Source organism: Pseudomonas sp. NFIX49 (assembly GCF_900115915.1).
In the GTDB taxonomy this organism is placed as follows: domain Bacteria; phylum Pseudomonadota; class Gammaproteobacteria; order Pseudomonadales; family Pseudomonadaceae; genus Aquipseudomonas; species Aquipseudomonas pharyngis.
On sequence record NZ_FOYE01000002.1, the window covers coordinates 400,161 to 412,853 of the forward strand.

Below are 12,693 nucleotides of genomic sequence, written 5' to 3' on the forward strand. Positions count from 1 at the left end.
AAGGAAGCCGCCATGCTCCGCCCTACCCTTCGCTTCGCCGGCCTGTGCGCGGGCCTGATGATCTCCGCCAACGCACTGGCCCTGTCCCTAAGCGACCTGTCGCAAGGCGACGCCACCGGCGGCCTCAAGGACGCCCTGACCCAGGGCGCGCAACTGGCCGTCAAACAACTCGGCACCCCGGGCGGTTTCAGCAACAACCCGGACGTGAAGATCGAACTGCCGGGCAAACTCGGCAAAGTCGCCGGCAAGATGAAAGCCTTCGGCATGGGCGCTCAAGTTGAAGAACTGGAAACCGCCATGAACAAGGCCGCGGAAACCGCTGTCACCCAGGCCCAGCCGATCCTCGTCGACGCCGTGAAGAAAATGAGCGTGGAAGACGCCAAAGGCATCCTCAGCGGCGGCAACGACTCCGCCACCCAATACCTGGACAAATCCAGCCGCGAACAGATCCGCACCAAGTTCCTGCCGATCGTCAAACAGGCAACCGACAAAGTCGGCGTAGCCCAGAAATACAACGCCTTCGCCGGCCAGGCCGCGACCTTCGGGGTGGTGGATGCGAAAAGCGCCAACATCGAAAGCTACGTGACCGAACAAGCGCTCAACGGCCTGTTCGAAATGATCGGCAAACAGGAAGAAACCATCCGCAAGAACCCGGCCGCTGCGGCGACGAGTCTGGCGAAGAAAGTGTTTGGTACGCTCTAAACCGACACGACACGGGAGTGAGCTGTCTCACTCCTGTTGTTCAATCCGCCACCAGCGGAAACACGTAAAAAGTACACCCACTCGCGCCCCATTTTCTTCTTCTCGAAAACCTGCAGCTCAACCAACCCGCTCAACGTCGACACCGCTGTGTTGTAGGCACAACCAAGATGCTCCTTGACGTTCCCCGCCGTGAACTCCTTCGCCACCCCGCTCCTGGCCACCTGATAAATGGCCCGCTGCCGCTCTGTCAGCCGATCAAAAAAGCCCGAACAGGTCAGCCAGCGCTCGAAGTCTTCGCTGTACGCCACACTCTTGCGGTACACATCGGTAAACCCCTCCACCGCCCGCAGAATCACCGAACACTGAAACTCGATGAAGTACGTCAGGTCGAGCTCATCAGCCTCGCTGTGCAAATACGACCGCCCGTACTTTACCGGCGCGTTGCGCAGTAAAAGACTGATCGCGATATAGCGGAACGCCGAAAACTCGTGCTTGAACATGAACCAGTAAAACAGCGCCCTGGCGACCCGCCCGTTGCCATCGCGAAAGGGATGTTCATAGCCCAGGGCAAAGTGCAGCGTGATCGCCTTGATCAGCGGATGCAGGTAGTTTTTTTGCTGAGGTGAACCCTGTGGTTGATTGATCCACTGCGAGAGCAAATCCAGTCGCCTCACTAATCCGGCGGCAGGCGGTGGCGAGTGGACGGTATTCCCTTCGCCGTCCTGCACCACCACTTCATCGTTGGTCCTGAAAAGCCCGGGGTCGTACTGCTCGTCATCAATACCCTCGACACCGACCCGATGCATCGACGCAATCAACTCCACGCTCAAAGGCTCGTAACGTTTTTCCCAAGCGAAATTCATCATCCGGAAATTACCCATGACCATCCGCTCATCCGGCGTCCGGGGCTGGCGCCGTTGCTTGAGCATGTCCTTGGCAACACGGGTAGTAGTCGCGGCGCCTTCCAGCTGACTGCTGCTGATCGCCTCATCCTCGATCAAATCGTTAAGCAAATAACTGAAATGCGCCCGCTCGCCTATCTGGCTGGTCATGTACTCCAGCGACGCCGTCGTGGTTTGCCGATCAACCACTGAAAGGGCCTTCTGCGCGGTGGGCGTCGGCACAAACTTTCCCCACTGGGCCGGCTCCCCCAAAGGCAGAAGATGAATGTACTGAGCGGCCCGCGCCTTCTTGACCAACGCCCAACACAATCGCGAATCCAGCCCGCTGGCCCAGCGATACCGCAGATCCTCAAAAGGCAGATACCGCCCCTGATCATCCAGCGGCTTGAGCAACGCAAGATAGTCCGCCAGACGCTGCTTGTGAGGCGCGCGCATCAACAACTCAAAGACCGGATCGGCCCGACCTTTCAATACCGGCGGTTTCTTCATCAACGCTGCTCAACCAAGGCTGAAAAACAGCCTCGAGTACAGCACTGCAAACACAGCGACTCAATATCGGAGGCGTCTGAAAAACATGTAGGAGAGAACACCCCCTCCTACAACGAGCAAATAAAGGCGTAAACCACAATGAGCGTTAGCTCGAGTACCGCTCTTGACGTGCCGGCCCCTTCGGCCGGCTGAGTGGAGGGATTTATCCGGGGGGGAGGCGCGTAGCGCCGTTCGACGAAGTCGAACACATCGAGAGGAGGTGCAGCGAAGCAAACCGGAGGCGATGCCCCCGGATGAATCCCGGAACGAAGGAACCCCGAGCCCCAGCGAGGGGCCGAACGCCGGGGCGCAGCGTTTTGGTTCCTTTTGGGCGTTTGCAAAAGGGACTCGCCGTAAGGGCGAAACCGCCAGTCGCAACACCCGCAGAAACGGATATTCACCCAAAACCCCAAGAGTCTGGTCGGCCCAAAGGCCGCCAAGCTCACCAAACCAAATCAAGACTCCTTGCGAACCCTGAACCAAGCCGCATACAACGCCGGCAAAAACAAAAGCGTCAGAGCAGTAGCAACAATCAACCCCCCCATAATCGCCACCGCCATCGGCCCGAAAAACACACTGCGAGAAAGCGGAATCATCGCCAACACCGCCGCCAAAGCCGTCAACACAATCGGCCGGAACCGCCGCACGGTCGCCTCGATAATCGCCTGCCACGGCTTGAGCCCGGCGGCGATGTCCTGCTCGATCTGATCCACCAGAATCACCGAGTTACGCATGATCATCCCCGACAGCGCGATCGTCCCGAGCATCGCCACAAACCCGAACGGCTGACGGAACACCAGCAGAAACAGCGTTACCCCGATCAACCCCAGCGGCGCGGTCAGAAACACCATCGCCGTGCGCGAAAAACTGCGCAATTGCACCATCAGCAACGTCAGCACCACGACAATGAACATCGGCACCCCGGCGTTCACCGACTTCTGCCCACGCTCGGAATCCTCAACCGTGCCGCCCACATCAAGCAGATAGCCGTCCGGCAATTCGGCACGGATCGGATCAAGCGTCGGCATGATCTGCTTCACCAGCGTTGCCGGTTGTTCCTTGCCATAGATGTCCGCCCGCACGGTCACGTTCGGCAGACGATTGCGGTGCCAGATGATGCCTTCCTCGAAGCCATATTCCAGCGTGGCAATCTGCGACAGCGCGACGCTGCGACCGTTGTCGGTCGGCACCGCCAGACTCGGCAGCAACGACAGTTCGGTGCGCTCGTGCACGGTGCCGCGCAGGAGGATTTCGATCAATTCGTTGTCCTCGCGGTACTGGCTGACGCTGGAGCCGGTCAGCGAACTCTGGAGGAATTTCGCCAGATTCGCCGTGCTCACACCCAGTGCCCGGGCGCGATCCTGATCAATGTTCAGGTACACGACCTTGCTCGGCTCTTCCCAGTCCAGATGCACATTCACCACATGCGGGTTCTCGCGCACCTTGGCCGCCACCTTGCGCGCCAAAGCACGGACTTCCTCGATGTGCTCGCCGGTGACACGGAACTGCACCGGATAGCCAACCGGAGGACCGTTTTCCAGGCGCGTGACCCGCGAACGCAAGGCCGGGAACTGCTCGTTCAACGTGTCGATCAGCCAAGTGCGCAGCGCTTCACGCTCCTCGATGGTTTTCGCCAGAACGACAAACTGGGCGAAGCTCGCCGCCGGCAGTTGTTGATCCAGCGGCAGGTAGAAACGTGGCGAACCGGTGCCGACGTAAGCGACATAGTTGTCGATGCCGGCGTGATCCTTGAGCATCGCTTCCAGCCGTTTGACCTCGGCGGTGGTGTTGGCCAGCGAAGCGCCTTCGGCAAGCTTCAGATCGACCATCAGCTCCAGTCGCCCGGAAGCCGGAAAGAACTGCTGCGGCACGAACCGGAACAACGCCAGCGACGCAACAAATAGCAGCACGGTGAGCACGATCACGGTTTTGCGCCGACGTACGCACCACTCCACCAGACGCCGTACCCGTTGGTAGAACGGCGTGCCATAGGGATCGGTTTGGCCGTCAGCCGTACCGTGTTTGGCCGCATGAATTTTCGCCAGATCCGGCAGGAGCTTTTCCCCCAGATACGGCACGAACACCACCGCCGCTACCCAGGATGCGAGCAAGGCGATGGTCACCACCTGGAAGATCGAGCGGGTGTATTCGCCGGTGCCGGACTGCGCCGTGGCAATCGGCAGGAAGCCTGCGGCCGTAATCAGCGTACCGGTGAGCATCGGGAACGCGGTGCTGGTCCAGGCATAACTGGCAGCCTTGATCCGGTCGAAACCCTGCTCCATTTTGATCGCCATCATTTCCACGGCGATGATCGCGTCGTCCACCAGCAAGCCCAGCGCCAGCACCAGCGCACCGAGGGAAATCTTGTGCAGGCCGATGCCGAAGTAATACATGCAGGCGAAGGTCATCGCCAGCACCAGCGGAATGGTCAGCGCCACCACCATGCCGGTGCGTACGCCGAGGGAGAAGAAACTCACCAGCAACACGATGGCCAGTGCCTCGACAAGCACCTGGACGAACTCGCCGACACCGGTTTTCACGGCGGCGGGCTGGTCGGAGACCTTGCGCAACTGCATGCCGGCCGGCAGGTTTTTCTGGATGCGGGCGAACTCGATTTCCAGGGCCTTGCCCAGCACCAGAATGTCGCCGCCATCCTTCATCGCCACCGCCAGGCCGATCGCATCCTCGCCCATGAAGCGCATGCGCGGTGCCGGAGGATCGTTGAAACCGCGCCGCACGTCAGCGACATCGGAGATGCGGAACGTACGATCACCGACCCGGATCGGGAAGTTCTTGATCTCGTCGACTGTCTGAAAATTCCCCGACACCCGCAGCTGCAAACGCTCGCTGCCGGTTTCGAAAAACCCTGCGGTGGACACCGCGTTCTGTTCCTCCAGCGCCTGCTGCACGACTGCCAGCGGCAAGCCGAGGGTGGCGAGCTTAACGTTGGACAATTCGACCCAGACCTTCTCGTCCTGTAAACCGAGCAGATCGACCTTGCCCACGTCCTTGACCCGTTGCAGCTGGATCTGGATGCGGTCGGCGTAATCCTTGAGCACCGCGTAGTCGAAACCGTCGCCGGTCAGCGCATAGATATTGCCGAAGGTGGTGCCGAACTCATCGTTGAAAAACGGCCCCTGAATGCCCGGCGGCAGGGTCTGGCGAATGTCGCTGACTTTCTTGCGCACCTGATACCAGAGATCCGGAATCTCCACCGAATGCATCGAGTCGCGGGCAATGAACGTGACTTGGGATTCACCGGGGCGCGAGAACGAAACAATCCGCTCGTACTCGCCGGTTTCCATCAGTTTCTTTTCGATGCGTTCGGTAACCTGGCGCGAGACTTCCTGAGCCGTTGCGCCGGGCCAGCGGGTCTGGATGACCATCGCCTTGAAGGTGAACGGCGGGTCTTCGCTCTGGCCGAGCTTGGTGTAGGACAAGGCACCGACAATCGCCAGCAAAAGCATCAGGAACAGTACGATCTGGCGATTGCGCAGCGCCCAGGCGGAAAGATTGAAACCCATCGGGGATTACTCCTTGTCCGCCAGATTGACCACACGGTTGGAGCGATCCACCGGACGCACCTGCTGCCCTTCCAGCAATACGTGAACGCCAGCGGCAACCACCCAGTCGCTGGCGTTCAAGCCTTCGAGCACCGGCACGGTTTTCTCACCGAACGGGCCGACGCGCACCGGGGTCTTTTTCAGGGTGTTGTTGGCGCTGACGACCCAGACGTAGGTCGCGCCGTTTTCGGCGGTCAGTGCCGAGAGCGGCACCGACAGCGGGATGACATCGGCGGTCTGCACGAAGACCCGGGCGCTCTGGCCCAGTTCCGCCGGGACTTTGCCGGCGGTGAATGCAATGCGTGCGGCGAAGGTGCGGGATTTCGGATCGGCGGCCGGCGACAGCTCGCGGATCTGCCCGGCGAAGCGCTGGTTCTGTTGCGTCCACAACTCCACCGAGACGGGCTGGCCGACCTTGAAGCGGCCGAAGCTCTGCTCCGGCAGGCTGATCAGCACTTCCCGTTCGCCGTCAGTGGCGAGAGTGAAAACGGTCTGCCCGGCGGCGACCACCTGCCCGACCTCCACCGAACGCTTGGCCACCACGCCATCCTGGGGCGCGCGCAGCACGGCGTAACTGGCCTGATTGGTCGAGACGTTGAATTCGGCCTTGATCTGTTTGAGGCGGGCTTCGCCGGAGCGGTAGAGGTTCTCGGCATTGTCGTAGGCCGAGCGGCTGACCATCTGCCGTTCCATCAGGGTCTTGTAGCGGTCACGCTCGGCACGCACCAGGTTCAGGTTGGCTTCGGCCGCCGCGACCTGGGCTCGGGTGGCTTCCAGTTGCAGGCGTACATCCTGCGGATCGAGCTCGGCGAGTGGCTGATCGGCCTTCACGCGCTGGCCTTCCTCGACCAGTCGTCGGCTGACTTTGCCGCCGATGCGGAACGCCAGATCGGGTTCGTAGCGGGCGCGAACCTCGCCCGGATAACTTTCCATCGCCTGCGCCGAAGGCTCTGGCTGCACCACCATGGCCGGTCGCACGTTGACTTGCGTCACCTCTTCCTTGCCACACGCCGACAATAAAAAAGCCAGACTGACTGGCACCGCAAAGGACAACGCATGGCGGAACATGGTGAAGGACCTTTCGCTAAGGAGGCTTGGAATAATTATACTGGCCGGTATGTTATTAATAGCAAACTCACCAGTCCAGTATTAAAAGCGAAGAATGTCGAACAATCTTTCCACTCCAAACGGCCCGGGCCGACCGAAGGATCCGGCCAAGCGCCAGGCGATTCTCGAGGCGGCGAAAATCCTGTTTCTGAGTCACGGCTATGCCAACACCAGCATGGACGCGGTGGCCGCCGAGGCCGGGGTGTCGAAGCTGACGGTCTACAGCCATTTCAACGACAAGGAGACGCTGTTCTCTGCCGCTGTAGTGGCCAAATGCGAGGAGCAATTGCCGCCGCTGTTCTTCGAATTGCCGGACGGCATCGCCGTGGAAAATGTGTTGCTGAACATTGCGCGAGGTTTTCATCACCTGATCAACAGCGATGAATCGGTGAACCTGCATCGCCTGATCATGGCCTTGGGCAGTCAGGATCCCAACCTGTCACTGATCTTCTTCGAGGCCGGCCCTCAGCGCATGGTGCAGGGCATGGAACGTTTGCTGCGGCGGATCCACGAAACCGGCGTGCTGAGCATCGACAACCCGCACAACGCCGCCGAACACTTCTTTTGCCTGATCAAGGGCGCCGGGAATTTCCGTCTGTTGTACGGCTGCGGTGAGCCGCTGACCGGCGAGGCGGCGGAAAATCATGTGCAGGAAGTGGTCGGGCTGTTCATGCGGGCCTTTCGACCCTGAAAACAAAAATCCCACGCCATGCGTGGGATTTTCTTAAGCGACGGCTCAGGCCTTGAGCGCTTTCTTCGGGTAGATGTCATAGCGGCTGGATTTGCCATCCAGCGCATGGCTCGGCTTCGGCCCTTCGATGCACGGCGCCTTGCGCGGGCGCTTGACCACCACCCGGTGCGTGGCCAGCGCCAACGCCGCTTCCAGCAACGCCGGTGCATCCGGATCATCGCCTACCAACGGGCGGAACAGGCGCATTTCCTTCTTCACCAGCGCGGTTTTCTCACGGTGCGGGAACATCGGGTCGAGGTAGATCACCTGCGGCGGCTCGCCCTCCCAATTGCGCATCACGTCGATGGAGTTGCCCTTGAGCAGCTTCATCCGCGCCACGATCGGCGCCACCTCGAAGTCTTCAGCCGCACGGGCCAGACCATCTTCCAGCAACGCGCCGATCAATGGCTGGCGCTCGATCAGGCTCATCTCGCAACCGAGACTGGCCAGCACGAACGCATCCTTGCCCAGCCCTGCCGTGGCATCCAGCACCCGAGGACGCACGCCTTGAGCGATGCCGACCGCCTTGGCGATCATCTGCCCGCTGCCACCGCCGTACAACCGGCGATGGGCCGCACCGCCCTCGACAAAGTCCACCCGCACCGGCCCCGGGGCATCCGGCCCCAGCTGTTGCAGCTGCAAACCCTGCTCGCCGACCTGCAAGGCGAACTCGCCGTCAGCCACCTGCAACGGCAGATCCAGGCGCTGCGCCCACTGCTCGGCCTGCGCTTCGAACGTCGGGCCGAGGGCCTCGACATGGATGCGGCAGGCCGCGGGTTGCTCAATCATGGAAAACACGCTCAAAAAAGTTAAGGATCGGCAAAAACCGCCGATAACCCAATCAACGCGCATTTTGCCAGAGCTGAGCGTCAACCGAAAAAAATGTCAGGCATTCTTCCCACATCGATTGGCTACCTTTCGCCCACAGGCGATTTCAGCCGTCATAACACTCAAGCATTGGGCGGCGTCAGCCACCTGTGGCAGGATTTTTTTGCCCAGGCACTGGCCGAGCAATCGAGTGATGTGGTGCCGGCGTGCGGCACGTTTCCACCGGTTGACCTGGAAAGCCCTGAAGAACCGACTGTCGGCAGCGAACTGTATGCGCACATCGTCAGCCAGCGCGAATGCGATGTGGTGGAAACCGAGGTGCGTCCGCCGGAGCCGCTGTTCCTGCCGATCGCCGAAATCGACATGACACTGGCCGAGCCGTACCCTCCGTTCCCGCCAGAAGAAATCAAGACTCAGCAAAAGCAGCAGGATTTCGACAGCAGTTGGGTTCGCCCGGTAGTGATCAACAACGGCCAGCCGATTCCGGAGCCGGGCCCTGCCCCGCAGAAAAAACCGCTGTACCTGCCGATTGCCGAGTTCGACCTGGATCTGCTGCAGCCTTACCCGCCGTTCCCGCCGGAAGCCATCGTCGAGCAGCAGAAAGCCCTGGACTTCGATAACGGCTGGGTGCGCCCGATCGTTCAGCAGAATCTGCGCATCGCCGCCTGATCCCTCAGCGACACACGCTCCAGCGCCCGACATCGACATGAAAGTGATTGCGATGAGCGGCGTTGTAATCCGGACTCAACACCACACTGAACGCCTCGCAGGCGCCATCGCGCACCTGACGTAGAAACTGCGCGTCCCGGTTTTGCTTCGGCCAGTCCTTGAGCACGCTGATCGCACGACCATCCGCCAGCCGGAAGCCGGCGATGTCCAGCGCATCGGCACTGGCATGGCGGCTGAGCGCGCCGCTATCGCGGTTGTAGACGTTGCGGCAGGCGAAGCTGCCGAGGTGATCGACCCGCGCCACAGGCTGACCGTAGGCCTGCTGCGCCGCCGGTTGCAACGTGTGGCGCTCGAACATCGCAAACGCCACGGCCAACGGGCAACTGGCGAGAAAGCTGCTGCTGAGCCCCACCCCGCCGCCCTGCACGCGCAAAGCGCTGATCAGCGGGCATTTGGCATCGGGACTGTCGGCCTGTGGCGAAACCCGCAGGCCGGAGCTGCCCAATGCCTGCTGGCACAACAGCGGATCGCTGCGCAGGCGCATCAACTTGTAGCCCGTGAGCCAGTTGGGCGCGGCTTGCACATCCAGCGGCGCCCACGGGTTCCACTGCGGCGGCACATCGAGCCAGCCGCGCCAGACGCCGATCAGCCCGCCACCAATGATCAGCAGCCCTGCCAACACCAGCCAGCGCCCCATGCTCATCCCTTGAAGAATTGATTGGCCTTGGCGTACGGCATCGAACGGGAGGTGAAGGTGAAAGTGCCGGACTGCTGGATTTCTTCCGCCGCGCGGAAAAACTCGCCGAACGCCGCCAGTGCCAGCGCCGAGCCGGTGCTGATCCGCTTCACGCCCATTTCTTCCAGCTGTTGCACCGTCAGCTTCAAGCCGCCGGACATCAACACATTGACCGGTTTCGGCGCCACCGCGCGCACCACCGCCAGAACTTCTTCGGCGGTGCGCAGGCCCGGCGCGTACAACACGTCAGCGCCGGCTTCGGCAAAGGCCTGCAAGCGGCGGATGGTGTCGTTGAGATCGGGATTGCCGTGCAGATAGTTTTCCGCACGGGCGGTCAGGGTGAAGGGAAACGGCAAGGTGCGCACGGCAGCGACGGCGGCTTCGATCCGTGCCACCGCGTGTTCGAAGCAGTAGATCGGCGAGTCTTCCCGGCCGGTGGCATCTTCGATCGAGCCACCCACGGCGCCCGCCTCGGCTGCGCGGATCAGACTTTGTGCCGATTCGGCCGGGGCGTCGGCGAAGCCGTTTTCCAGATCCACTGCCACCGGCAAATCCGTGGCCGCGACAATCGCCCGGACATTGGCCAGCGTATCGTCAAGACTCAGGCCAACATCGGGCTTGCCTTGGGAAAACGCATAACCGGCGCTGGTGGTCGCCAGCGCCTGATAGCCGAGACTGGCGAGCATCTTCGCGGAACCGGCATCCCACGGATTGGGAATCACGAAAATCCCGGGGCGTTCGTGCAGGGCTTTGAAGGCTTCGGCTTTACGGGCTTGTTGTTGAGGGGCTTGGGCATCCATCGGCAGGCTCCTGGGCAGGAAAAAATCCGCCTCAGAGCAGGCCAAGTTGCTCGGCGGCGGGTTCTCTGTATAGCTCAGGCAAAGGTCGCAGGCCAGGCAAACGTTGCATCAGTTGTGCGTGAAAACGTTGCGCCAGCTTCGCCGCAAGAATGTTATCGGCGGTGTGCAGGAAGATGTACGGCGTGCGGCCCTCTTCGATCCACTCGGCAATCTTCGCCACCCACGGCACCAGGAACGGGTCGTTGGCCTCAAGTTCCGGATGGCCGATGAAGCGCACCTGCGGGAACTGGGTGAACGCCGCCGGACGCGTCGGAACGCGGGGCTTTTTCGATTGAGCGTGGATCACCGACGACTCGGTTGACAGGCAACTGAACAGTGCGCGCGGATCAAGACAGATGCGCTCCACACCGCGATCCAGCAACAGCCGGTTGAGCAGTCGCTCACTCTCACCCTTGGCGAAGAACTGCTCGTGGCGCACCTCCACCGCCAGCGGACAATCCAGCGCGTCGATGAACGCGGCGAGCTCCGGCAAGCGGTGCGGCGTGAAGCTTTTCGACAGTTGCAGCCACATTGGCGAGACACGCTCACCGAGTGGCTTGAGCAACTGGAGGAAGGTTTCGGCGGCGGTCAGTTGATCGCGCAGGTCGCCGCTGTGGCTGATGTCACCGGGAAACTTGGCGGTGAAGCGAAAGTGCTCCGGCATGACCTCGGCCCAACGCTGCACGGTGGCCGGCGACGGGCTGGCGTAGAAGGTCGTGTTGCCTTCCACGGCGTTGAACACTTGCGAATAGAGTCCGAGGAAATCGGAGGTCTTGGCGTCTACCGGATACAGATACTCGCGCCAGGCGTTTTCGCTCCAGGACGGGCAACCGAGGTAGTAAGGCAGATCCATCAGATGTACAGATCGAGGCCCAGCACGTCTGCATCCCAATCGACAAAACCGGCGGTGCTCAGGTAGCTGGCCAGGGCCATGGCCACGCTTTTCTTCATCGCGCGGTGATAAATCATGTCTTGTTGGCGGGCGGGCAGATTGCTCAGGCGTTGCGCGGTGGCTTTGGCGGCACGGGCAGCCAGTTGCTCTTCGGTCGGGAATTCCAGCTCGCCGTCGATATCGTCGACGGACTCATCCAGCGCCGGATTGCCTTTGCGAGGCTTGCGCTTGATGGGGTAGGAATGAGTGGAAACGCCGTCTATACGCATAAAGTCATGCTCGGTATCGATGATGGCAATTTAGCGGCACCTGACCGACTTAGCAAATCGCCGAGTGATAACTAGAACACATAAAAGGCAAAAGGTTTAAAGCGCGGGGTTAGAAACGGACGATTGGCAGATCGGGTGGGACCCTGCGGCGAATGCCACAGGGTGAATGGCCTCAGCGGGCTTTCGGGGTGGCCACTTTGTCGCGCAGGTAAACCGGCTGGGCGTCGTCTGCCGGAATCGCTTCACCGCGCTCCCAGGCAAATCGCGCCAGGGTCAGCAGGTCTTCGGCGTGGGGCAGCATGCCAGCGTCAGATCCAGTGAGGTTTACAGCGATGCGCTCACCATAACCCCAGCCAGTGCCGGCTCCGAACCAGTCACCCGAAGCATCGTCCGGCAGCGCAGCGACTTCCGGCGGCAGCACCGCTTCGGTGCCGACCAGACGCATCTCCCCGGCCGTCTCGCGATAGCAGCCCCAATACACCTCATCCATCCGCGCATCGATGGCGGCCGCGACCTGGCTCACGCCGTGCTCGCGATAAGCCCGTTGCGCCAGCACGGCCAGGTTCGACACCGGCAACACCGGGCGATCCAGCGCATAGGCCAGGCCTTGCACCACGCCAATGGCAATCCGCACACCGGTGAATGCGCCCGGGCCACGTCCGAAGGCGATGGCGTCCACCGCTTGCAGGGTGGTGCCGGCGTCGGCCAGCAGTTGCTGGATCATCGGCAGCAGTTTCTGCGCGTGCAGGCGCGGGATCACCTCGTAATGGCTCGTGACCTTGCCGTCATGCAGCAAGGCAACGGAGCAAGCTTCAGTCGCGGTGTCCAGGGCCAGCAAGGTGCTCATCGATGTGTCCGTAAATCAGGTGGGGGAAAAAGTGCGCCAGTATAAACAACTACGGCCCGCAAGCGGGCCGTGGATGATGCA

General features: G+C 61.4%; 12 protein-coding genes. 3 read left to right on the top strand and 9 right to left on the bottom strand.

Going from position 1 to position 12,693, the window contains the following annotated elements; all coding sequences use genetic code 11:
* The first annotated feature begins 12 nt into the window (after positions 1-12).
* Entirely contained in the window at positions 13-702 is a 690-nt protein-coding gene (locus BMZ46_RS06305) for a DUF4197 domain-containing protein (RefSeq protein ID WP_011332665.1), read from the top strand.
* Here BMZ46_RS06305 and BMZ46_RS06310 read toward each other — a convergent pair.
* The 3 genes from BMZ46_RS06310 to BMZ46_RS06320 form a co-directional block, all read right to left on the bottom strand.
* Positions 699-2,093: a Fic family protein gene (locus BMZ46_RS06310; RefSeq protein WP_074691282.1), complete on the bottom strand. Its 1,395-nt coding sequence runs from the start codon at positions 2,091-2,093 to the stop codon at positions 699-701. The two genes, BMZ46_RS06305 and BMZ46_RS06310, sit on opposite strands and share 4 nt — an antisense overlap.
* Before the next feature lie 494 nt (positions 2,094-2,587).
* Positions 2,588-5,656, bottom strand: coding sequence for an efflux RND transporter permease subunit (locus tag BMZ46_RS06315; RefSeq protein WP_074691280.1), 3,069 nt, complete (start codon positions 5,654-5,656; stop codon positions 2,588-2,590).
* A gap of 6 nt (positions 5,657-5,662) precedes the next feature.
* On the bottom strand, positions 5,663-6,763 hold the full coding sequence (locus BMZ46_RS06320; RefSeq protein WP_074691278.1) for an efflux RND transporter periplasmic adaptor subunit: 1,101 nt from the start codon (positions 6,761-6,763) through the stop codon (positions 5,663-5,665).
* A gap of 94 nt (positions 6,764-6,857) precedes the next feature.
* Here BMZ46_RS06320 and BMZ46_RS06325 point away from each other — a divergent pair, with 94 nt between their 5' ends.
* Positions 6,858-7,493: a TetR/AcrR family transcriptional regulator gene (locus BMZ46_RS06325; protein ID WP_074691276.1), complete on the top strand. Its 636-nt coding sequence runs from the start codon at positions 6,858-6,860 to the stop codon at positions 7,491-7,493.
* A gap of 45 nt (positions 7,494-7,538) precedes the next feature.
* Here the strand turns inward: BMZ46_RS06325 and BMZ46_RS06330 are convergent, their stop codons facing one another.
* Positions 7,539-8,321 carry a class I SAM-dependent methyltransferase gene (locus BMZ46_RS06330; protein WP_074691274.1) on the bottom strand — a complete coding sequence of 261 codons (783 nt, stop codon included), beginning with the start codon at positions 8,319-8,321 and terminating at the stop codon, positions 7,539-7,541.
* A gap of 93 nt (positions 8,322-8,414) precedes the next feature.
* On the opposite strand from BMZ46_RS06330, the gene BMZ46_RS06335 reads away from it, so the two are divergent.
* A complete protein-coding gene (locus tag BMZ46_RS06335) occupies positions 8,415-9,029 on the top strand; it encodes an energy transducer TonB (RefSeq protein ID WP_074691272.1) in 615 nt (204 codons plus the stop codon).
* Between the two features lie 4 nt (positions 9,030-9,033).
* Here the strand turns inward: BMZ46_RS06335 and BMZ46_RS06340 are convergent, their stop codons facing one another.
* The 5 genes from BMZ46_RS06340 to tsaB all read right to left on the bottom strand — a co-directional run bounded on the left by BMZ46_RS06340 (position 9,034) and on the right by tsaB (position 12,612).
* A complete protein-coding gene (locus BMZ46_RS06340; RefSeq protein WP_074691270.1) occupies positions 9,034-9,726 on the bottom strand; it encodes an extensin-like domain-containing protein in 693 nt (230 codons plus the stop codon).
* Between the two features lie 2 nt (positions 9,727-9,728).
* On the bottom strand, positions 9,729-10,565 hold the full coding sequence (locus BMZ46_RS06345) for an isocitrate lyase/PEP mutase family protein (RefSeq protein ID WP_074691268.1): 837 nt from the start codon (positions 10,563-10,565) through the stop codon (positions 9,729-9,731).
* A 31-nt stretch (positions 10,566-10,596) separates the two neighbouring features.
* Entirely contained in the window at positions 10,597-11,457 is an 861-nt protein-coding gene (locus BMZ46_RS06350) for a DUF72 domain-containing protein (protein ID WP_039769627.1), read from the bottom strand.
* On the bottom strand, positions 11,457-11,765 hold the full coding sequence (locus BMZ46_RS06355; RefSeq protein WP_007954720.1) for a hypothetical protein: 309 nt from the start codon (positions 11,763-11,765) through the stop codon (positions 11,457-11,459). Before BMZ46_RS06355 ends, BMZ46_RS06350 begins: the two co-directional genes overlap by 1 nt.
* Before the next feature lie 172 nt (positions 11,766-11,937).
* Entirely contained in the window at positions 11,938-12,612 is a 675-nt protein-coding gene (tsaB, locus tag BMZ46_RS06360; protein WP_074691266.1) for a tRNA (adenosine(37)-N6)-threonylcarbamoyltransferase complex dimerization subunit type 1 TsaB, read from the bottom strand.
* Between the last annotated feature and the right edge of the window lie 81 nt (positions 12,613-12,693).